Annotated in this window: 18 protein-coding genes, 20 tRNA genes and 1 rRNA gene; 6 read left to right on the forward strand and 33 right to left on the reverse strand. The window is 38.7% G+C overall.

Translation table 11 applies throughout. The features are described 5' to 3' along the window. Positions 1 to 120 precede the first annotated feature (120 nt). Positions 121 to 822 (forward strand): coenzyme F420-0:L-glutamate ligase, encoded by a 702-nt coding sequence (locus JOC49_RS05845; protein WP_204663355.1) that lies wholly within the window; start codon positions 121 to 123, stop codon positions 820 to 822. A 78-nt stretch (positions 823 to 900) separates the two neighbouring features. Here JOC49_RS05845 and JOC49_RS05850 read toward each other — a convergent pair whose 3' ends face one another. Next, positions 901 to 1,152, reverse strand: a complete 252-nt coding sequence (locus tag JOC49_RS05850; protein ID WP_204663357.1) for a hypothetical protein — start codon at positions 1,150 to 1,152, stop codon at positions 901 to 903. Between the two features lie 149 nt (positions 1,153 to 1,301). On the opposite strand from JOC49_RS05850, the gene JOC49_RS05855 reads away from it, so the two are divergent. Next, the gene (locus tag JOC49_RS05855) at positions 1,302 to 2,516 is read left to right on the forward strand and encodes an L-lactate MFS transporter (protein ID WP_204663359.1); all 1,215 of its coding nucleotides are present in this window, start codon (positions 1,302 to 1,304) and stop codon (positions 2,514 to 2,516) included. A 57-nt stretch (positions 2,517 to 2,573) separates the two neighbouring features. On the opposite strand, the gene JOC49_RS05860 is transcribed toward JOC49_RS05855, so the two are convergent. After that, a complete protein-coding gene (locus JOC49_RS05860; protein ID WP_204663361.1) occupies positions 2,574 to 2,975 on the reverse strand; it encodes a zinc ribbon domain-containing protein in 402 nt (133 codons plus the stop codon). Between the two features lie 163 nt (positions 2,976 to 3,138). Here JOC49_RS05860 and JOC49_RS05865 point away from each other — a divergent pair, with 163 nt between their 5' ends. After that, positions 3,139 to 3,687 (forward strand): glutathione peroxidase, encoded by a 549-nt coding sequence (locus tag JOC49_RS05865; RefSeq protein WP_204663363.1) that lies wholly within the window; start codon positions 3,139 to 3,141, stop codon positions 3,685 to 3,687. Positions 3,688 to 3,744: 57 nt separating this feature from the next. Here the strand turns inward: JOC49_RS05865 and JOC49_RS05870 are convergent, their stop codons facing one another. The 5 genes from JOC49_RS05870 to hflX all read right to left on the reverse strand — a co-directional run bounded on the left by JOC49_RS05870 (position 3,745) and on the right by hflX (position 7,631). Then, complete coding sequence (locus tag JOC49_RS05870) at positions 3,745 to 4,461, reverse strand: YebC/PmpR family DNA-binding transcriptional regulator (RefSeq protein WP_204663365.1); 717 nt, start codon at positions 4,459 to 4,461, stop codon at positions 3,745 to 3,747. 68 nt (positions 4,462 to 4,529) lie between these two features. Continuing rightward, a complete protein-coding gene (gene nadE / locus JOC49_RS05875) occupies positions 4,530 to 5,276 on the reverse strand; it encodes an NAD(+) synthase (RefSeq protein WP_204663367.1) in 747 nt (248 codons plus the stop codon). 21 nt (positions 5,277 to 5,297) lie between these two features. After that, entirely contained in the window at positions 5,298 to 5,693 is a 396-nt protein-coding gene (locus JOC49_RS05880) for a CoA-binding protein (RefSeq protein ID WP_204663369.1), read from the reverse strand. Between the two features lie 18 nt (positions 5,694 to 5,711). Then, positions 5,712 to 6,356 carry a YigZ family protein gene (locus tag JOC49_RS05885; protein WP_341534657.1) on the reverse strand — a complete coding sequence of 215 codons (645 nt, stop codon included), beginning with the start codon at positions 6,354 to 6,356 and terminating at the stop codon, positions 5,712 to 5,714. Positions 6,357 to 6,362: 6 nt separating this feature from the next. Beyond that, entirely contained in the window at positions 6,363 to 7,631 is a 1,269-nt protein-coding gene (gene hflX / locus JOC49_RS05890) for a GTPase HflX (protein ID WP_204663371.1), read from the reverse strand. Positions 7,632 to 7,798: 167 nt separating this feature from the next. On the opposite strand from hflX, the gene JOC49_RS05895 reads away from it, so the two are divergent. Beyond that, positions 7,799 to 11,233, forward strand: a complete 3,435-nt coding sequence (locus JOC49_RS05895; RefSeq protein WP_204663373.1) for a transglycosylase domain-containing protein — start codon at positions 7,799 to 7,801, stop codon at positions 11,231 to 11,233. 56 nt (positions 11,234 to 11,289) lie between these two features. Here JOC49_RS05895 and thiI read toward each other — a convergent pair whose 3' ends face one another. Both thiI and JOC49_RS05905 read right to left on the reverse strand, forming a co-directional pair. Beyond that, positions 11,290 to 12,480 (reverse strand): tRNA uracil 4-sulfurtransferase ThiI, encoded by a 1,191-nt coding sequence (thiI, locus tag JOC49_RS05900; protein WP_341534658.1) that lies wholly within the window; start codon positions 12,478 to 12,480, stop codon positions 11,290 to 11,292. After that, positions 12,477 to 13,622, reverse strand: coding sequence for a cysteine desulfurase family protein (locus tag JOC49_RS05905; RefSeq protein WP_204663375.1), 1,146 nt, complete (start codon positions 13,620 to 13,622; stop codon positions 12,477 to 12,479). Before JOC49_RS05905 ends, thiI begins: the two co-directional genes overlap by 4 nt. 89 nt (positions 13,623 to 13,711) lie before the next feature. On the opposite strand from JOC49_RS05905, the gene JOC49_RS05910 reads away from it, so the two are divergent. Continuing rightward, positions 13,712 to 14,701 carry an asparaginase gene (locus JOC49_RS05910; protein ID WP_204663377.1) on the forward strand — a complete coding sequence of 330 codons (990 nt, stop codon included), beginning with the start codon at positions 13,712 to 13,714 and terminating at the stop codon, positions 14,699 to 14,701. A gap of 65 nt (positions 14,702 to 14,766) precedes the next feature. Here the strand turns inward: JOC49_RS05910 and JOC49_RS05915 are convergent, their stop codons facing one another. Genes JOC49_RS05915 through JOC49_RS05925 form a run of 3 tightly spaced genes read right to left on the reverse strand, consistent with a single transcriptional unit; the run spans position 14,767 to position 16,724 of the window. Beyond that, positions 14,767 to 15,834, reverse strand: coding sequence for an HD-GYP domain-containing protein (locus JOC49_RS05915; protein ID WP_204663379.1), 1,068 nt, complete (start codon positions 15,832 to 15,834; stop codon positions 14,767 to 14,769). 18 nt (positions 15,835 to 15,852) lie between these two features. Next, a complete protein-coding gene (locus tag JOC49_RS05920; protein ID WP_204663381.1) occupies positions 15,853 to 16,302 on the reverse strand; it encodes a nucleoside recognition domain-containing protein in 450 nt (149 codons plus the stop codon). After that, positions 16,299 to 16,724, reverse strand: coding sequence for a nucleoside recognition domain-containing protein (locus tag JOC49_RS05925; RefSeq protein WP_204663383.1), 426 nt, complete (start codon positions 16,722 to 16,724; stop codon positions 16,299 to 16,301). The genes JOC49_RS05920 and JOC49_RS05925 overlap by 4 nt, the downstream gene beginning before the upstream one ends. Positions 16,725 to 16,868: 144 nt before the next feature. Here JOC49_RS05925 and JOC49_RS05930 point away from each other — a divergent pair, with 144 nt between their 5' ends. Beyond that, complete coding sequence (locus tag JOC49_RS05930) at positions 16,869 to 17,849, forward strand: ribonuclease H-like domain-containing protein (RefSeq protein ID WP_204663385.1); 981 nt, start codon at positions 16,869 to 16,871, stop codon at positions 17,847 to 17,849. A 45-nt stretch (positions 17,850 to 17,894) separates the two neighbouring features. On the opposite strand, the gene JOC49_RS05935 is transcribed toward JOC49_RS05930, so the two are convergent. The 21 genes from JOC49_RS05935 to rrf all read right to left on the reverse strand — a co-directional run. After that, positions 17,895 to 17,970, reverse strand: a tRNA-Phe gene (locus tag JOC49_RS05935). 7 nt (positions 17,971 to 17,977) lie between these two features. Beyond that, a tRNA-Ile gene (locus JOC49_RS05940) sits at positions 17,978 to 18,054 on the reverse strand. Positions 18,055 to 18,087: 33 nt separating this feature from the next. Continuing rightward, a tRNA-Pro gene (locus JOC49_RS05945) sits at positions 18,088 to 18,164 on the reverse strand. Between the two features lie 14 nt (positions 18,165 to 18,178). Further along, positions 18,179 to 18,254, reverse strand: a tRNA-Trp gene (locus JOC49_RS05950). Positions 18,255 to 18,263: 9 nt separating this feature from the next. Then, positions 18,264 to 18,340 (reverse strand) — tRNA-Ile (locus JOC49_RS05955). 32 nt (positions 18,341 to 18,372) lie between these two features. Next, a tRNA-Ser gene (locus JOC49_RS05960) sits at positions 18,373 to 18,464 on the reverse strand. A gap of 6 nt (positions 18,465 to 18,470) precedes the next feature. Further along, positions 18,471 to 18,559, reverse strand: a tRNA-Ser gene (locus JOC49_RS05965). A gap of 18 nt (positions 18,560 to 18,577) precedes the next feature. Continuing rightward, positions 18,578 to 18,653: transfer RNA gene (locus JOC49_RS05970), tRNA-Lys, on the reverse strand. Between the two features lie 4 nt (positions 18,654 to 18,657). Next, positions 18,658 to 18,732: transfer RNA gene (locus JOC49_RS05975), tRNA-Gln, on the reverse strand. 24 nt (positions 18,733 to 18,756) lie between these two features. Further along, a tRNA-Val gene (locus JOC49_RS05980) sits at positions 18,757 to 18,832 on the reverse strand. Between the two features lie 9 nt (positions 18,833 to 18,841). Then, positions 18,842 to 18,915, reverse strand: a tRNA-Gly gene (locus JOC49_RS05985). A 9-nt stretch (positions 18,916 to 18,924) separates the two neighbouring features. After that, positions 18,925 to 19,001 (reverse strand) — tRNA-Met (locus tag JOC49_RS05990). A gap of 5 nt (positions 19,002 to 19,006) precedes the next feature. Further along, a tRNA-Tyr gene (locus tag JOC49_RS05995) sits at positions 19,007 to 19,091 on the reverse strand. A gap of 163 nt (positions 19,092 to 19,254) precedes the next feature. Then, positions 19,255 to 19,330, reverse strand: a tRNA-Thr gene (locus tag JOC49_RS06000). A 7-nt stretch (positions 19,331 to 19,337) separates the two neighbouring features. Continuing rightward, positions 19,338 to 19,414 (reverse strand) — tRNA-Asp (locus JOC49_RS06005). A 1-nt stretch (position 19,415) separates the two neighbouring features. After that, positions 19,416 to 19,491: transfer RNA gene (locus JOC49_RS06010), tRNA-Val, on the reverse strand. Positions 19,492 to 19,494: 3 nt separating this feature from the next. Then, a tRNA-Glu gene (locus tag JOC49_RS06015) sits at positions 19,495 to 19,569 on the reverse strand. A 115-nt stretch (positions 19,570 to 19,684) separates the two neighbouring features. Next, positions 19,685 to 19,759, reverse strand: a tRNA-Met gene (locus JOC49_RS06020). A gap of 83 nt (positions 19,760 to 19,842) precedes the next feature. Further along, positions 19,843 to 19,929, reverse strand: a tRNA-Leu gene (locus tag JOC49_RS06025). A 42-nt stretch (positions 19,930 to 19,971) separates the two neighbouring features. Then, a tRNA-Asn gene (locus JOC49_RS06030) sits at positions 19,972 to 20,046 on the reverse strand. A gap of 5 nt (positions 20,047 to 20,051) precedes the next feature. Further along, a 5S ribosomal RNA gene (gene rrf, locus JOC49_RS06035) occupies positions 20,052 to 20,145 on the reverse strand; the annotation flags it as partial.

Below are 20,145 nucleotides of genomic sequence, written 5' to 3' on the forward strand. Positions count from 1 at the left end.
AACCCTTGGTTTCTCAAATAATATTAATATAAATTAATATTTTGTGTCCCCGCTCCAAAGTGTTATAATGAGATGAAAATCACAAGGTGTTACCTTGTAAAGTCAATGATGGAGGCAAGTATGCGTACAAATAACACTCAAAGAAAAAAACATCCAGAAATACAAATAGATGGCACAACCTACCTAAGAATTCCCATTAAGACCCATTTAATTATGAAAGACGATCCTTTAATAGATACGATTCTGAACTATTCAAAAGATACACTCCAATCGGATGATATTCTCTTTGTCACTGAAAAAGTTGTAGCGATTACACAAGGGCGTGCCATTCCACTTGAAGAAATTTCACCTAGAAAACTGGCCTATCTGCTGTCAAAATTTGTGACAAAAACACCCGCTGGAATTGGTCTTGGCATGCCTGAGACTATGGAAATGGCATTACAAGAATGTGGCATTCCACGCATCTTATTTGCTGCAGCTGCAAGTGCAGTTACAAAACTTTTTGGAAAAAAAGGTGTTTTTTATGACCTTGCAGGTTATAAGGCAAAATCTATAGACGGACCCACTGGAAATACAATCCCCCCCTACAACCGCTATGTCGTTTTAGGACCTAATCGACCAAATGAAGTTGCAAAAGAAATTAGCGAGGCGCTTGGAGGGGCAAAAGTAGCCGTAGTGGATATCAATGATTTAGATGGTGATATTCTCGGCGTATCTCATAATACCATTGATAAAAACTTGCTGGTTGCCATTTTAAAAGACAACCCACTTGGCCAAAATCATGAACAAACCCCACTTGGTATTGTACGAGAAATTAAGTGATATTTCATTTTTCATTATAGTAAAGCAAAAAACGTGACCTCATTTTCCATAGAAGTCACGTTTTTTCATGTCCGCTTATCAAGCATTCTCTGTTATAAAAATCCCATTTTTACGATTGCTGTATTTAACATACCAAGCTGCTGCTTGCACCTGAATAACATATGCAAGAGAGATGATAATCACAGCTTCAGCCCCCTTATCTCCAAATGCCGTCATTGCAACTGCCAAACATACAGAGAGATTTCGCATTACTGTCCCATATATTAAGGCAACACCGTCTTCATAGTTGAACCATTTTGTTGCAACAAATGTACTAATAGCAAAGTTCACGGTATATAGAAGAATCAGTGGAACAATCATCTTAAAAATTATTACTTTTTTGTCTATTTTTGAGGATATGATTTTCTTGAGTCTCAAAAAAATAAAAGTTATAATGAATCGTTGAGCAATTTTACAAACTTTAATAAGGGGGAAATATTTTGAATTCAAACAAAAAAGGATGGGTTGTGGTTTTAGCAGGTGCTGGAATCAACTTGGCTTTCGGTGTGCTGTATGCATGGAGTATTTTTGGGGCAAAACTTCAAGAAACCTTGGGTTGGAGTAAAACAGAGTCTTCAATTCCATACACCGTAGCAATTATTATGTTCACAATTATGATGGTTCCTGCTGGCAGACTTCAGGATCGTATCGGGCCAAGATGGGTTGTAACCATTGGAGGGCTCCTAATTGGGCTTGGTTGTATACTTGCTGGCTATACAGATAGTTTATTGGGACTATCATTAACTTTTGGCGTTCTTGCAGGATCTGGCATCGGGCTAGGCTATGCCTCAACAACACCACCAGCTCTTAAGTGGTTTCCACCAGAAAAAAAAGGATTAATCTCAGGAATTGTTGTGGGTGGCTTTGGACTTGCTACTTTGTATATTGTCCCGCTTTCTACTTATTTATTGTCTAAATACGATGTTTTTAGCGCGTTTAAAATACTCGGTATTATATTCTTATTCATGACACTGCCACTTTCTTATTTTGTTAAAAACCCAGATAAACCAGTTGAATCAAACGCAAAAACAAAAAAAGCGCCTATAGCAGATCTAACTTTAAAAGAAATGTTAAAAACGAAACAGTTTTATATGCTATGGTTTATGTTTTTTGCCGGCGCAACTGGTGGTTTAATGACAATAGGAAGCCTTAAAACATTGGCCCTTCAAACTTTAGGCGAAACAGCAGCACTGAACCTCGTGGCATTTGCAGCAATTGCCAATGCAGTGGGTAGACCTGCTGCAGGTGTTATAAGCGAAAAGTTTGGACGTGGAAAAACCATGACAGTTCTTTATCTCTTACAAGCGGGAGCACTCTTTATTTTCAATAGTTTGAGCACCTTCCCTACAATTTTTATGGCCGCATTGGTTATCTATTTTGCTTATGGCTCTATGCTTTCCGTTTATCCTTCAGCATCAGCCGATTGCTATGGCACAAAAAATTTAGGACTCAACTACGGCATTCTATTTTCTGCTTGGGGTGCTGGAGGCGTTTTTGGACCTATTCTCGGTGGTAAAATAGCAGATGCAACTGGCTCATATCATATGGCATTCGTTGTTTCTGCATGCATACTTCTAGTGGCTGCAATTATGGGATTGTTTTACAAACCTTATCAGCACGTAAGACATTCATATGCTGTAACTCGGAACGGCTAAACACTCTAAAAAAAGCCTCGCATCCTTTCAAAAGTTAGGATGTGAGGCTTTTTTGATTTAAAGGTCTACTGGTGTTCCACATTCAGGACAAAACTTGCTGCCCTCAGGAACAATTGCACCACAGTTTTTACAAGTTACAATTTCAAGATTTTCTACTTCTGGGACAGGGGCTTCTAAATCTGGGCCACTTTTTATTTCTTCAATTTTTTCTTGAAAAGACTCAATGTTCTTCTTGCTTTCTAAAATTTTAGAACACTGAATGGCAACCGGACTCTCTGGGTTGCTTTTTTCCGCTTCAAAAGCCCATTTTCCCAGTTCAACAATCAAACGGTCGATCTCTTTTTTTTCAGCACTGATACTGTTGTTCAATTTTGTGATTTCAGCAAAATCTTTCGCCTTATCTCCAGCGGCTTCCGCTGCATCACCAATTTTTTTCCCCAACTTTTCAAAAAAAGCCATAAACACCTCCAAATTTTCATTTTGCATAAATATAATACCCCATTCAACTGTTTTTAATGCAAATAAATTAATGATCACAAAGTTAATGTTGACAAGCGCAATTCAATTGTGTACAATTGAATTGAAATAAATTAAAAAACTTATTGATATTAAGGAGGAACATATGTCTTTTTATAATTTTTCAGCAGTAGATATTGACGGCTTTGAAACTTCAATGGATGAATTTGAAGATGATGTCGTGCTTATTGTAAACACCGCAAGCAAGTGCGGTTTTACCCCACAATTTGAAGATCTTCAAAAATTACATGAAAAATATGCAGATCAGGGTCTAAGTATTTTAGGCTTTCCGTGCAACCAATTTGATGATCAAAATCCAGAAAACAATACTGAAACCAAATCATTTTGTGCATTTAACTATGGTGTTTCTTTCAAATTATTTGAAAAAGTTGATGTTAACGGGTCAACGGCACATCCTTTGTTCAAGTATTTAAAAGAAAACGCCGACTTTCAAGGTATGGATTTGTCTCATCCAACAAATAAAATTTTAAGTGCTTTATTAAAAGATAAATACCCAGATTACCTTTCAGGCAATGAAATCAGATGGAATTTCACCAAGTTTTTAATCGATCGACATGGTAACGTTGTAGAGCGATTTGAACCAACTGTAGAACCCATGGATTTGGTACCACATATCGAAAAGTATCTCCTCTAACAGTAGAGCCTTCGTGTCATTTAAATGACGCGAAGGCTCTACTTTTTAAACGTTTACTTATTCTTCCCAATTATGATACACATTTTGAACATCATCATTATCTTCTAATAGGTCGATAAGTTTATTCATAAATTTTACATCTTCTTCATCACTGAGTTTGGTCATTGTTTGTGGCAAATATCTCAGTTCTGCCATGGAAAATTCATACCCTGCCTGAGATAATCCCTCTCTAACTTCAGCAAAATCTCCAATTTCAGTATAGATTTCATAGTGGTCATCTTCCACAGAAATATCCTCTGCGCCAGCTTCTATCGCGGCCATCTCCACTGTTTCATCATCCATACCATCAATTTTATCAATTACCAGTACACCTTTATGATCAAACATAAAGCTCACACAACCATTGGTTCCTAAGTTCCCTTTTCCTTTAACAAAATAGCTTCTGACATCCGCCGCAGTACGGTTGGTATTATCCGTCAAACACTCCACTAAAACTGCCACACCGCCTGGTCCATAACCTTCATAGGTAAGCTCTGTAAAAATTGCACCATCTGATTCTCCTGCGCCTTTTTTTACAGCCCTATCTATATTATCATTGGGCATATTTGCTGCTTTTGCCTTCTCAATGGCACTTTTCAATGCCGCATTATATTCCGGGTCAGCACCACCTTCACGTGCCGCTACCATAATATAACGCCCTAATTTTGTAAATTCTTTTGCTTTTTTTGCATCTTGCTTTCCTTTTCGGTTTATAATCGTTCCTATTCTTCCCACAATTTTCTCTCCTAAAATAAATTTGCATAAAAATAATAGCACATCCGGTACAGAATTAAAAGACGTAATTAATCAAATAAAGGGGGTGCTGGTGGCATCTGTCTTTTGTGTTCTGAATTTTTATGCAATCGGTCAATAATCGATTGGTCCTTTTCAGGGATCACTTTTCCCGATAAAAAAGCATCTATTTTTTCATAAGTCGTTCCCATTTCATCTTCATCTGTTTGGCCATCCCAAAGTCCTGCAGAAGGTTGTCTGTCCAGAATACTTTGAGGAACACCCAAAATTCTTGCCCATTCATATACCTCTGATTTTAAAAGGTTGGCTAAAGGCACCAAATCTACACCGCCATCACCATATTTGGTATAGTACCCTGTATGGATTTCAGCTTTATTATCTGTTCCTGCAACCAAGTAGCCTAAAGCGTTTGCAATACCATATAACGTAGACATTCTAAGCCGAGCTCTTAGATTAGCGTCTGCAAGTTTTCTAAATCCAACTTGTTTATCAGACAAAGCCTCTTCAATCTTACTAAATAACAACTCATGTGTCTCTGACAAATCAATGCGCATAGAGTCAATTCCACAAGTTTCAATTAAGGCTTGAGCATCTGCTTCATCTTTAGGGTTACTTTTACACGGCAATATAACCCCAACACTGTTTTCAGGAAATGCTTTTTTTATTAAACAAGCCACTACTGCAGAATCAATCCCGCCTGAAACACCCACAAGAATACCCTTAGTTCCAGATTCTTTTACTATTTTTCGAATCCATTCAACGGTTAAATCAATTTTCTCGGTTTGTGATAAACTCATTTCTGATGACCCTCTCTTTTTCTATTTTTTGTCTAATTCCACAAGTACGCAATTATAAAAAACTGTATTCAATCCAGCTGTTTCTGAAGCATCAATCAGTTCAGGTGTAAATGTCCCTGGTTGAAACCAGATATTCTCTATTTTCAGTGCAATAACATCTTCAAGGGCTCTTTTTGCACGTTCTGGCGCAACGACAATATTAACACACTCTACTTTTTCAGGAAGATCAGCCAGCGTTTCATAACATGTATCGCCCTCGATTTCTTTGTACATCGGATTTACAGGATAAACTTCATATCCATGTGCCTTTAACTTTTTAAATATCTTGTTGCCAAATTTTTCTGTATTAGGCGTTGCACCCACAACTGCCCACTTTTTTTGTTTCAACATCATTTCAATTAAAGCTTCCATTTCCATAGAATTCTCCTTTCCAAATCATAGCAAGTCTTCACAAGGAATTGCTACATAAACAGGTTTCATAATTTCTAAAATACCTTTCCCCGATGTCAACTCATTTATATGACTCTCTAGCGCAGGGGCATACAATGGGTCAACATACACTTCCAAACGAACCACATCTGAAAATTCTGTATCCTTTACAATCACCTCTTTACATTCCATTAGCAAATTTTGAACTTTCCCGTGTGCATGGTAATCAAGTGTAATGAACACCTGTTCAAACTGTTTCTGAAAAATTAGACCACACGTATTAAGCGCAATTTTCGCCGCATGGGTATACGCTCTCACAAGTCCGCCTGTGCCGAGTTTAATGCCTCCAAAATATCGGGTAATCACCATACAAACATTTGTAATGCCCTCTTTTTTCAGCACGTCCAAGATTGGTACACCCGCCGTCCCAGAAGGCTCTCCATCATCTGAAAATCTCTGAATTTGAAAGTCATCTCCAATGATATAAACAGGTACATTGTGTGCAGCATTCCAATGTTTTTTCCGAATAAACTCAATAAATTCAAGTGCTTCATTTTCAGTTTCTACAGGTTTGGCATAGCCTATAAACCGAGACTTTGAAACGGTAAACTCAGCCTCACCGCTTTTGCCAATCGTTTTATAGTCTTTCACGATATATCACCTCAAGTAATTCCGAAACTTTTCAAAATCTTTAATCGCCAATTCAAGTTGAATCAAAGTTCCTTCTTCCAAATATTCTAGTTTTTCTGCTTGATATTCACGACATAAGTAAGAAACGATAGACCCTTCAGAATATGGTACTAAAAAAGTTGCTTTTATACGATCTTTAAAAATTTCCTTTGATAGTCTTTCTATCAAAAGGTTAAAATTCTCACCCGTTTTTGCAGAAATTGCAAGAGCATTACCAAATGGTATAGTTTCTGATGACAACAAATCAATCTTATTATAGACCGAAATCATTGGAACGTCATCTGCTTTTAGCTCTTTTAAAACACTGTGCGTCACTTCCGATTGCATAGCGTAATGAGAATTAGAAGCATCAATAACATGAATTAACAAATCAGCTGAAAGTGCCTCCTCTAAAGTCGCTTTAAAAGCCTCAACTAGAGAATGAGGTAATTTGGAAACAAAACCAACCGTATCTGTGAGTATAAACTCTTTTTTATCATCCAAAACAATTCGCCTGCTAAAAGTGTCCAGTGTAGCAAAAAGCATATTTTCTTCATATACCTGTTTGTCTTGATCTTCATTATGTGTGTATCTAAGCATCTGGTTTAAAACTGTCGACTTTCCTGAATTGGTATACCCCACAAGCGCTACTATTGGGATTTCCCTCTTCTCACGCAATTTTCTTTGAACATCCCGATTTTTGTCTGCTTCACGTATTTGTCGCCTAATTTCATCGATGCGCTCCTGAATCCGCCGCCTGTCAATTTCAAGTTTTTGCTCTCCAGGCCCTCTTGTACCTATACCGCCCCCAGTTCTTGACAACTCTCCCCTGAACCCAATCAGACGCGGCAAACGATAACGAAGTTGTGCCAATTCTACCTGTAATTTAGCAATTTTGGACGCTGCACGTTTGGCAAAAATATCTAAAATAAGTGCCGTTCGGTCAATAACTTTTACTTCAAGAATTGCTTCTAGATTCCGAATTTGAGCGCCAGAAAGTTCATCATTAAAAACAACAAGATTTGCTTGTTTTAAGTCAATAGTTGCCTTAACTTCTTCTACCTTGCCTGTACCTATATAAGTTGCAACTTCGATTTTTTCTTTGTTTTGAATAATGGAATCAACCACCTGAGCATTTGCTGCGTAAACGAGTTCAGCCAGTTCCGCCATTGTCTCGTTAATATCGTATTCTCCTTTTAACCCTTGATGGAGGCCTACTAAAATTGCCTTTATTTCACTATTTTCTGATTCATACAAGTCAACCACCTACTTTTCTAGTTGCTATTATACTATAAATGCTGACTTACAGCCAATTCATTTTGTGAACATCATGTTACAATATAATTATATCGTTTATTTTAGGCACTTAATTAAGGGAAATATGATATAATTATTTAGCATTTATTGCTATAGGAGGTTAATTAATGGATCGTAAAAAACCGATAACTACACAAAAAAAACCGGTTTCTTCAACAAAAAAAACAAAGAAAAAGAAACGTAATAAATCTAAAAAAGGCTTGGTCAACACATTTAAGATTCTTTTGATTTTCTTTATCATAGCAGGGCTCTTAAGCGTTGGTGGCGTCTACTTTTATATATCTGCTGTTTTGGAAGACATCCCACCTATTAATCCGGCTACAATTGATCAACGGCTTACAGAAAACTCCATCATTGTTGATTCCAAAGGCCAAGTGCTTGAACAAATCCATATGGATGGACTCAGGACAGTCATAAGTTTTGATGAAATGAGTCCTGATCTTATCAATGCTTTTGTAGCGCTTGAAGACAAAACCTTTTGGACGCACAATGGGTTCAATATCATACGTCTTTTCGGTGCTGTTAAAGACACACTCACGACTGGAAAAAGACTTGGTGGAACAAGCACCATAACCCAACAACTTGCTCGTAATATTTATTTATATGAAATTCGCGATGAGCGGGATATCAGTCGAAAAATCAAAGAAGCCTACTACGCAATTGAACTTGAAAAACATTTGGATAAAGAACAAATTATAGAAGCCTACCTTAATTTCATCGCTCTTGGTGCCAATACCAATGGCGTGGAAGCTGCTTCCCAGACTTACTTCAGTAAAAGTGCCAGTGAACTAAACTATATTGAAGGTGCTTTACTTGCAGGTATTGCAAAGGGACCCGGTATTTATTCACCTATGATTACAAAAGCAAAAGAAGATGTAGAAGCAGACGATTATATCTTAGACGATTCAGATCCTTATTGGACAAGAGTCTACAATCCAAGAACTGAAGACCGCTACTACACTGCCATCTATCTCATGCGTGAAAATGACTACATTACAAATGAAGAGTATGAACATGCTAATACAATAGATCTTAAAACAGTCCTTAAACCCAATTTCTCTTTAGACTCAGAAATCTCCTCTTTTTTCGCGGATATGGTTAAGGATGAAGTTAGAGCAGATCTAATGGAACTTTATGGCTACTCAAAAGATGAAGCATTAAACCTATTAATGACCGGTGGCCTTGTCATTGAGTCTACAATTGACTTTGATATGCAAAAAACATTGGAGAGTCATTACGCACTTGAAGATTTTACCGAGTACTATGGCGAATCAACTGCATCAGCTGTTAAAGCCTTCCAAAGGGACAATGATCTTAAAGTGGATGGTGTATCAGGCCAAAACACTTTGGCAAAAATCAATGAACTTTCCCAAATGGATATGAGTGTCTTCACCCAAAGGAGTTACGCTAAAGGGGCTAACAGTGAAGAGGTTGTTCACCTAAAAAAAGCTCTTTTTGAGCTCGGTTATTTAATTACAAATGAAAACTTTCCTAAAATAACTGCAACTTTAGATTCAAAAGGGAACATCGTCTCTGAAGAAACAAACAAAATTAGAGTCTATAAACAAAGTAACATGATTGATGAAGACGGCAACCTTGTCCTACCCGAATCAGACTACCGATTTGACGATGCGGGCAATTTAGTTTTGGTTAAAGACCGGATGTTAAGCTTCTACCCCAAATATGAGAACGATGCCCTCAGCCGCATCCAAGTGGTCTTAAAAGAAACCTATACCCACACCGAATCAGATGAGGCAGACTTACGAAGTGGTAAGCATAACCTTTCAGATTTGTACATCTACTCTGGGCATGATCTCTTAATAGACGATGCCTATAAATCATTTGATGAAAATGGCAATGTTGTGGTCAACAAATCGTTCTTAACTGAAAAGACGGATTTTTATCAAAAAAATACAGAGGGTGACTTGGTGATCCCGCCAAACTATTTTGTAATGGCATCTCGAGGCGTTATTCAACCTCAATCCGCTATGGTTATTTTGGATTATCGAACTGGCGAACTAAAAGCTATAGCCGGCGGGCGCGACATACTCGGACAAAAAATGTATAACCGTGCCCTCAATCCAAGGCAACCAGGATCTGCAATTAAGCCTTTAGCTGTTTATACACCAGCGATTGATTCCGGCAGATTCACAGCTGCAAGTGTTTTTGATGACCGCCCAAGTTATTTGTCAGGCGACCCTGAGTTAAGATGGCCAGTAAACTGGTATGAAAATTATTCGTCCTACAATAAGTATTGGGGGCTTGTAAATTTAAGAGAATCCATGCAATGGTCTATAAACGTCACAGCGGCAAAACTATCCATCGCGTTGGGAACAGATGTAAGTGCTGATTATCTTGAACGTTTTGGCGTTACGTCCCTTGTTAAAGATGGTCCAGTAAATGATATGAACACAGCTGCAATGGCTCTTGGTGGTATGACGAGGGGAATTTCAGCACTTGAACTCACCAGTGCATATGGCGCAATCGCAAACCAAGGCGTCCGCAATGATGTAATCACTTACAAAAATGTGCGCAATCGAAATGGTGAGATTATATTAGAAAATAGAAGCAATAAAACAATTGTAGTAGACGAAAACGTGGCCTATATTGTACAAGATATGATGAAAACAGGTATTGAACAAGGTGGCGGATCAACCTCTGCGCGTCTTTCACCTGGTAATGACATTATTCCCGTATCTGGAAAAACCGGTACAACATCAAGTAATATTGATGCTTGGTTTGTTGGATACACACCTTACTATGTTGGTGGAATCTGGTTTGGAAACGATTTAAATATCCCACTTGATCAAGGGTCAAGAGTTGCTGCGAAATTCTGGCAAGTGGTTATGTCTGAAATTCATGCGGACTTTGAACCCAAAGCATTTGAAGAACCTTCTGGAATTGAACGTGCTCAGGTTGATCGCATTTCTGGTAAACTGCCTACTGAACTTTCCTACTTGGATCCACGAAATACCGTCTATACAGAAATATTTTTAAGAGGTACCGTTCCTACTGAAGAAGATGATGTTCACGTTATGGCAGATGTCTGCACAGAGAGTGGTTTGTTGGCTGGCGAATTCTGCCCAACAACAAGTGTTGAATCAAAACTTTTTGTAAAACGTCCTGAACCCTATATTCCAGCAGACCATAATAATATCGCCATAAAAGATATGGAATATGACCTTCCAATTGAAACATGTGATCTACACACAGCGGAAAATTATGTTCCTGAACCATCTGATCCCGAATACTACATTGGTATAAAGCCAACTGTAATGCTCGCAAATGGGTCACTTTATGTTCAAAGGCCATATCCAATTCTACTCACTAATGGCCAAGAAATTATATTGCCACCAGGTTCAAAAATTCTAGAAAATAATGATATCCTCTTACCAGATGGCTCTATCATTCCAAGTTACAATATTAAGGAAATTCCAAATTATTCAACAGAAGAACTGGATATTCTAAATCCTATAATTGAACCTGAACCTACTACAGAAACCACTACAGAACCAGATTCTGACCCTGATCCACTACCTTAACAAAAAGCCCGCCTTTCCAATTCAAACTTTGGAAAGACGGGCTTTTAATATATCTCTTATCTTGTTAAAACTTCACCTTCTGATATAATAATCATTTCTTTACGTGCCAGCGCTTCTTCTATCAAACCTTCACGATCTACCAACTCAAGTGATGCACTAATTTTGTCCACTCTTGGTTTTGTAACAACACGATCTGGCAAGAAAACAGTACAACAATCTTCATATGGCAAAATCGACGTTTCAAACGTATCGATTTTTTTTGCAACGTCAATTATTTCAACCTTGTCATAAGCTATAAGAGGCCGTAAAACTGGAATATCAACATTTGTATTGGTCACGGTAAGACCTTCCATAGTTTGACTTGCAACCTGCCCTAAATTTTCACCCGTAATTAAACACTTGCCGCCAACTTCTTCTGCAACACGCTGAGCCAATTGCATCATAAAAACACGAGATAATATCGTCATTTCTTCTGAAGGACAGTTTTCATTAATGGATTTTTGAATCTCTAAAATATTGATGCTGTGGATTTTAAGGGTCCTCGTATAATGTGTCAAACGTCTTCCCAAATCAATCACTTTTTCCAGAGCACGTTCACTGGTAAATGGATATGAATGAAAATGAACTGCTTCAAGTTCCATCCCTCTTCGTGCCATTAAGTACCCTGCTACAGGGCTGTCTATGCCACCTGAAAGCAACAAAATTCCCTTGCCAGCACTTCCATAAGGCATGCCACCAAGACCTGCATATCTTTTAGAGAACATGTAGGTCCAATTTCTGATTTCTAGCGTCAATAAAATATCTGGGTTATGAACATCTACAGCCATCTCTGGAATAGACTGATTGATATATCCCCCCACTCGCTTATTTATTTCAGGAGACGTCATTGGAAATCCTTTATTGCTTCGTTTCGTTTCAATTTTGAAAGTTTTTGCCCCTTCTTCAAGTCTCAGGCGTTCCACTTCTTGACGCGCTCTTTCTTCCATAATTTCTATGTCATTTTCAACTCGAATGGCAGGACTAACCGATACCACGCCAAAAACATTTGTAACAGCTTGAATAACCAACTCCAAATCTTCTGAATCACATTCCACATACACACGACCAAATTGATCAATTACCTTTACATCATTAAACTGCACAACTGCTTTTTTAATGTTTTTATAAAATTTTTTCTGAAACACTCTTATATTCTTGCCTTTTAAAGCAATTTCACCATAACGTACTAAAATCAAATCCCGCATCATGTTCTCCTCATAATTTTTCTTAGTTTCTCAGCAATCTCCAACATTTTATGTGCAACACTTTCAGCACTTTCAATATCAGTATCATTACCATAACTTATTCGAATCGCACTATCAATTTGGGCATCAGTTAACCCAATGGCCTTTAAAACATGAGATCCCGTCTTTTTTTTCGATGAACATGCTGATCCAGAAGACACATAAATGCCTTCCATTTCCAAACTATGAAGCATGACTTCACTTTTCACACCCAGAAATGACACATTTAAAATATGCGGTGCGCCTTGTTTCGAATTAATGATACAATCTCCATCTTTTAAAAATATAGTTTCCAGTTTTGATTGAATTTCAGCTAAATGCGTTAAAGAACTTTTTCGTTTGGCATAAGCCAGTTCACTGGCAATCCCCAGTGCGGTAATGCCAATAATATTTTCAGTCCCAGGTCGGATTGAAAACTCTTGCGCCCCACCATAAACCAAAGGCCTAATGGATGTCCCAGACTTTACAAACAGTCCACCCGCACCTTTGAGACCATGAATTTTATGACCACTAAAAGAATACAGGTCTATCCCTTTTGGTATCAAATATTTTCCAAAAGCTTGAACACCATCTACATGAAAGAGAATTCTTGAGTTATGGGCAGTATTAAATTTTTTTATCTCACTTGCCATGGCCTCAATGGGTTGAATCGCACCCATCTCATTATTTACATGCATAACACTAACCATTAAAGTATCTTGGGTTAAAGCCTCTTTAAAGACATCATATTGAATTACACCGTTAGCGTCTACAGGCAAAAAAACAACATCATATCCTTTTCCAGCCAAATGCTTAAACACCTCCAAAACAGAAGGATGCTCGATACTGCTTGTAATTAGCCTTCCTTTTCTATTTTGTGGGATAGTCCCTAAAATTGCTAAATTATTTGATTCGGTTCCACCAGAAGTGAATATAATTTCATTTTCTTTTCCACCAATTATTTTCGCAAGCGTACGCCTACTGCCTTTAATATATTTTTCAGCCTCAACCCCTTTTGAATGTAAAGACGACGGATTGCCATAAACTTCATTCAACAAATTCTTAATGCCATCCGTCACTTCTAGGGCCACTTGAGTTGTTGCCGCATAATCAAAATAATATTCCAAATGTTACACTCCTTTTATAATCCTTTCTTTATACATCACATTATTATATAATACTTTTGGGTAAATTTGAAATAAATCTGGAGGTTTATATGAAAAAACGTATTGCTGCTGTATTTACTGGTGGGACCATCTCCATGAAAGTGGATGAACGACTTGCTGCCGCTATTCCTGCACTTTCCAGTGAAGAAATTATGTCCATGGTAACCAATATCGATCGTGTGGCTGATGTTGAAGTCATAACATTCGGAAGCTATCCAGGACCTCACATGACACCACAACATCTTTGGGATCTTTCTGAACTTGTTTCAAAATTAGTGTCTAGAGAAGATATAGATGGCATCGTCATCACGCATGGTACAGATTCATTAGAAGAAACGGCCTATTTTTTAGATCTTAAAATAAACACACCTAAGCCAATTGTTATGGTTGCTGCAATGCGAAATAGCTCAGAACTTGGCTATGATGGCCCAAGTAACCTGTCATCAGCGATATGTACTGCGACTTCAGAAGATGCCAAAAATAAAGGCGTTTTAATTGTACTTAATAACGAGGTGAATTCTGCACGCGAAGCAACCAAATCACACACTTTATCGCTGGATACATTTAAATCTCTTGAATTCGGACCTCTTGGTATCGTAGACAATGATGAAGTGATTTTTTATAGAAATATTACCAAGCACGAACACATTGATTCAGATGCCTTGGTTTCTGAAGTTGATCTTATTAAAACCTATGTTGGGATTGACTCGAAATATATGGAATACGCTATGTCTACTGGCACTAAAGGCTTTATCATTGAAGCCATGGGAAGGGGTAATGTTCCACCCGAACTTGTTCCAGGCATTCAAAAAGCACTCGCCCTAAATCTTCCTGTTGTTATTGTATCAAGATGTCCTATGGGCCGGGTGTTGGATTCTTATGGCTATCCAGGCGGTGGTAAAGACTTAAGAAATATGGGGGCTATATTCGGTGGTAACCTCAATGGTCAAAAAGCACGTATTAAACTAATGCTTGCGCTTGGCAAGACGAACAATCTAAATGACATAAAGTCCATTTTTGAAAATGGTGTTTACCACTAAAAAAATCCTGTCTTTCCACCAATAATCTGGAAAGACAGGATTTTTCATCTAATTTTATATTGTTTTTATTTTATCACAGTATCTATATCCAGTGAATAATCCGTTGACAAGTCCACAAAACGGCCATTATTTAATTTAACCAAGGGCCTATTCAAAGCATAACGATTAACATAGACCACTTCTCCACTTTCGCCATTAGATAATCTGACACGGTTGTTAATGAAATGGGACGCAATATTTGATAAAAACACTTCCGAAATTGCGGGATCTAAGCCCTTAAAGCTCTCATCTTTTAGAACTGAAAAAGCTTGAAATGTTGAAATTCCTGTTTTATAAACACGATCTGATGTTACGGCATCAAATACGTCAACAACACCAATAATACGCGCCAAATATGGCGTTTGATCTTCTTTTATACCACTTGGATACCCACTCCCATCGCTACGCTCATGATGGAAAAGAATCGCGGCCAACACATCCTTAGAAATTTCCGGATTGCTTTTTAGCATCTCATAACCTAATTTAGAATGTGTTTTTAAAATTTCTTTTTCTTCTAGAGTTAAAGGTCCAACTTTGTTTAAAAGCGCATCTAAAATTTGTGTTTTGCCAATGTCATGTAGCAAACCTGCAAGCGCTATTGATTGAATTGTATTTCGATCCAAATTGAGCCATTTCCCCAACATCGCACCAAGCATACATACATTAACAGCATGTGTGAAATGGTAACTTTCCCTAAAAGAAACCAATCTTAGACTCCCTAAAATGTCATTGTCATGAAGCAATTCATCAATGAGTGGTTCCAATTCTTTTTCAACTAAGTCAATGTTTACCTGTAATGCATCCGCATTTTGTGCTTGAAAATAAATCTGCTTAAATTGATTAAGTACTTGAGCATAATGTGCATTGATATTTCTAAATTTATCATCTGCTTCGATTCTGGGTGAAACGGATTCATAAAGATTCCCAAATTGATCTTCAACAAACATATGGTCAATGTTATGAGACGTAAAATAATCTAAATGTCGGTCCGTTATTTCAGTTCCCTTTGCTAAAATAATATTGCCTAAGTCGTTAAAAATATCACTTGAAATACACATGCCAATTTTTAATGACCTCAACGCGATTTCTTTCATAAATGCCCCCCATTTAATTTAGTAATCTATCTGTCTATTTAACCTAGACACAATCCAAGTAATTAAAGTTGCTGCCAGTATTCTAACCGTTAAAATAATCCATCCTGTGGCGCCAATTGCGACAAATAAAAGGGTGTCTTCAAAAAGAGCATGACACAAGGCTAAAAAAATTGATACGATAACCATACTTCTAGAATCAATTTCACCATCATCGGAAGTTTTTATCAATACGCCTGCCCCATATGATATGCCAAAAATTAAGCCAACTGCCAAGGGAAATCCAGATTGTGCATCTGTTTTGAAAAACCGTGTGACAGGCTTTAAGAAACCACCAATTAAATCCAGTAACTTTAAATCCTTGGCAATTTCCATAAAAAGCATTAATGGCAAAACTATAAGTGCAATATTTTTGATAGCTGTAAAGCTACCAATTGTCCCGTTCACCAACCAGTCTTTTAAAAAAGTCATAAGGCATCCTCAATCCACATCAAATTCAACATAATGCCACTTAAAACAGCAAGCGTGATGCGTAATAGCACAATCCGCCATCCTTTCATCCGCAACTTCCTAAATATAGCAGTTTCTACAATTAAGGAATGTGAAAAAGACAACATTACAGCAAGTATCGTTAGCTGTTTCACTGTAAAATCAATGGATGCCATAGCACCAATCGCCGCGTATAAATTTAAAGTGTTCCCCAATACAAGAACAATAGCTGCTTCGCCTGGTAAGCCAAATAAAAACATAAGAGGCCTAAAAAAATTAGAAATCCACCCAAGAACAGGTGTCATGCCAATAAATGTGACAAAAAAATAAACTGGTACTAGAATTCGACTTAATACCCACAATGTCTTTAAGCCGTTTATTAGACCACGCTTAACAGTGCCCAATTTCCATCCTCCACTTCACATTTGTTGTCTAAAAACAATATTATTAAGTGCTGTAACTATATTACCATAAATTCAAAATTATTTCCACATGACTTTATAGGCCATTTTATAGTAAAATGGAATAAAACGTCCTAGGAGACTAAAATGGAATTTTTTGAGTCAAATATTACATTAACTGAAAAATTACTCCCAACTTCCCATAATTTTGCTTTTATTGATATTGAAACAGATGGTCTCTCACATAACCATAAATTAGCTATTATTGGGCTATTTATTGTTAGCAAAAATTTTCCCTATGGAAAAGTAATTCAATTATTTAATAATGATTACCAATCTGAACGAGAGTTATTGTCTGAACTCATGATTCAAATAAAAAACTATGCCATCGATTATTTCATTAGTTTCAATGGGAATTCATTTGATTTTCCATTTCTAAATGCCCGTTTAGCAAAGCATAAATTTGGCTTTGAACTGAACAAAAAACTAAACATTGATTTGATGAGAATAGTGAAAAAACATCAAGCTGCCTTAAATCTAAAAAGCGCAACATTGAAAGGTGTAGAATCCTATCTTAATATACAACGAAATGATACGATATCCGGTAAGGACAGTATTATCTTATACCGTGCTTATTTAGAAACCCAAGATCAAGCACTTAAGAAAACAATTCTACTCCATAATTACGATGACATCCTCAATATGTATCCCTTGGTTAAGATTTTTTCTTTAATTGATACTGAATTTTCAAATTATCTCTATCCAACCCATCGTATCAAGACGACAAAATGGTATATGGCGCACTACGCTATTGATAAAGATTTTTTATCCTATGATTTTGCCTCACACGATTACAGTTCTCTCCTTGAACATCACTATGAAGATTTAAATGTACAATACATCCGAAAAGGAACACGTGCTCAACTCAAAGTTTCCCTAAATTATATAGATTCTCCAAAGCTCACTCTGTTTTCACCCAAAAGTATATATTCAAAAGAGATGAATTCGCTGTCTATTTCTGAAAAACAGTCTCTTATTGTTGACTATAATGGGGTTCAAAACTATAATAATATCGTCACAACAGGCTGGCAACTGTTTGAAAAATTATATCTTAAGCTTGAAAAATAAACATCAAAAAGCAAAAGAACTCAATTCATAAATTGAGTTCTTTTTTGGTGCCCAGAGGCGGAATCGAACCACCGACACGGGGATTTTCAGTCCCCTGCTCTACCGACTGAGCTATCTGGGCTTAATTGTGGTGGGCATAAGTGGACTCGAACCACCGACCTCACGCTTATCAGGCGTGCGCTCTAACCAGCTGAGCTATACGCCCACAATTAAGTCTTGCTTTACACTATGAGATTATTGGTCGGGGTGGCAGGATTTGAACCCGCGACCCTCTGGTCCCAAACCAGATGCGCTACCAAACTGCGCTACACCCCGATATAATGTACAAGTGGCAGGGGTGACAGGACTTGAACCCACGACACGCGGTTTTGGAGACCGCTGCTCTACCAACTGAGCTACACCCCTAGATTTTTATGGTGGGCCTTCAGGGACTCGAACCCCGGACCATCCGGTTATGAGCCGGGCGCTCTAACCAACTGAGCTAAAGGCCCTAGATAGGGATTTGCTTAATCCATAAACTAGATGGCGGAGAAGGAGGGATTTGAACCCTCGCGCCCCTTGTCAGGACCTACTCCCTTAGCAGGGGAGCCTCTTCAGCCACTTGAGTACTTCTCCATCTAATGGCGGAGAGGGTGGGATTCGAACCCACGTGGGCTTGCACCCTAACGGTTTTCAAGACCGCCCCGTTATGACCACTTCGGTACCTCTCCATCTTACATTTATAAAATTGGTGATCCATCCGCGACTCGAACGCGGGACACCCTGATTAAAAGTCAGGTGCTCTACCGACTGAGCTAATGGATCCTATTGGCTGGGGATACAGGATTTGAACCTGTGCATAACGGAGTCAAAGTCCGGTGCCTTACCGCTTGGCGAATCCCCAATATCGCTAAGTGTTTTTTAAAAATGGTGGGAGTAATAGGGCTCGAACCTATGACCCTCTGCTTGTAAGGCAGATGCTCTCCCAGCTGAGCTATACTCCCGGGATCTAATGGAGCGGGTGAAGAGAATCGAACTCTCACGACCGGCTTGGAAGGCCGGGGCTCTACCATTGAGCTACACCCGCATATAAAATTGGTAGCGGTGAGTGGACTCGAACCACCGACCTTTCGGGTATGAACCGAACGCTCTAGCCAACTAAGCTACACCGCCATATTTGGTGGAGGGAGAAGGATTCGAACCTTCGAAAGCTCAGCTAACGGATTTACAGTCCGCCCCCTTTGGCCACTCGGGAACCCCTCCAGATTATGAAACACAGTTACACAGGCTCGTGCATTTAAAAACCAAATGCTACCTCGCCCAATATTTTCTCTACGATTTCTAAACAGAAAATATTTACTTATCCTTCCTGTGTTTGCAAGCAAACACTACGTCAGGCGATATTTTAACTTCGCTAAAAATCGTATGGAGCCGGCGATGGGACTCGAACCCGCGACCTACTGATTACAAGTCAGTTGCTCTACCAATTGAGCTACGCCGGCAAAAAAATGGCGATCCAGAAGGGACTCGAACCCTCGACCTCTAGCGTGACAGGCTAGCGTTCTAACCAACTGAACTACTGGACCGTGGTGGGAGTAATAGGGCTCGAACCTATGACCCTCTGCTTGTAAGGCAGATGCTCTCCCAGCTGAGCTATACTCCCATATGGTGACCCCTAGGGGAATCGAACCCCTGTTACCGCCGTGAAAGGGCGGTGTCTTGACCGCTTGACCAAGGGGCCATGCTTAAATAGTGCTCTATCGTACTTGAAATTGTTAGTTTATAGACTGCCGCTAGTGATGTTTCGCTTCGCGAGAACAACACCTACGCGCAATTTTTCGTTTTACGAAAAATTGTGGTTGCGGAGGCAGGATTCGAACCTGCGACCTTTGGGTTATGAGCCCAACGAGCTGCCACTGCTCCACTCCGCGTTATTATTTTATATAGTCGCTAGTGATGTTTCGCTTCGCGAGAACAACACCTACGCGCATTTTTTCGTTTCACGAAAAAATGTTGGTGCCGAGGACCGGAATCGAACCGGTACGATGTTTCCATCGCAGGATTTTAAGTCCTGTGCGTCTGCCAGTTCCGCCACCCCGGCATTACCATACAAACATAGAGAATATTGTATTTTGAAAAAATATGGCTCCAAGGGAGGGATTCGAACCCTCAGCCTATCGGTTAACAGCCGAGTGCTCCACCGTTGAGCTACCTTGGAACAAAAACCGGCAACGTTCTACTCTCCCAGGCAGCTACCCGCCAAGTACCATCGACGCTGGAGGACTTTACTTCTGTGTTCGGGATGGGAACAGGTGTT

Origin of the sequence: Fusibacter tunisiensis (genome assembly GCF_016908355.1) — a bacterium.
Classification (GTDB): domain Bacteria; phylum Bacillota; class Clostridia; order Peptostreptococcales; family Acidaminobacteraceae; genus Fusibacter_D; species Fusibacter_D tunisiensis.

What these genes read in the sequence shown, in the direction of transcription:
- JOC49_RS05865 (WP_204663363.1), top strand. Translation starts at nt 3,139, where the DNA reads ATGTCTTTTTATAATTTTTCAGCAGTAGATATTGACGGCTTTGAAACT.
- JOC49_RS05920 (WP_204663381.1), bottom strand. Translation starts at nt 16,302, where the DNA reads ATGACTTTTTTAAAAGACTGGTTGGTGAACGGGACAATTGGTAGCTTT.
- thiI (WP_341534658.1), bottom strand. Translation starts at nt 12,480, where the DNA reads ATGATGCGGGATTTGATTTTAGTACGTTATGGTGAAATTGCTTTAAAA.
- JOC49_RS05930 (WP_204663385.1), top strand. Translation starts at nt 16,869, where the DNA reads ATGGAATTTTTTGAGTCAAATATTACATTAACTGAAAAATTACTCCCA.
- JOC49_RS05860 (WP_204663361.1), bottom strand. Translation starts at nt 2,975, where the DNA reads ATGGCTTTTTTTGAAAAGTTGGGGAAAAAAATTGGTGATGCAGCGGAA.
- JOC49_RS05910 (WP_204663377.1), top strand. Translation starts at nt 13,712, where the DNA reads ATGAAAAAACGTATTGCTGCTGTATTTACTGGTGGGACCATCTCCATG.
- JOC49_RS05845 (WP_204663355.1), top strand. Translation starts at nt 121, where the DNA reads ATGCGTACAAATAACACTCAAAGAAAAAAACATCCAGAAATACAAATA.
- nadE (WP_204663367.1), bottom strand. Translation starts at nt 5,276, where the DNA reads ATGAGTTTATCACAAACCGAGAAAATTGATTTAACCGTTGAATGGATT.
- JOC49_RS05915 (WP_204663379.1), bottom strand. Translation starts at nt 15,834, where the DNA reads ATGAAAGAAATCGCGTTGAGGTCATTAAAAATTGGCATGTGTATTTCA.
- JOC49_RS05880 (WP_204663369.1), bottom strand. Translation starts at nt 5,693, where the DNA reads ATGGAAATGGAAGCTTTAATTGAAATGATGTTGAAACAAAAAAAGTGG.
- JOC49_RS05895 (WP_204663373.1), top strand. Translation starts at nt 7,799, where the DNA reads ATGGATCGTAAAAAACCGATAACTACACAAAAAAAACCGGTTTCTTCA.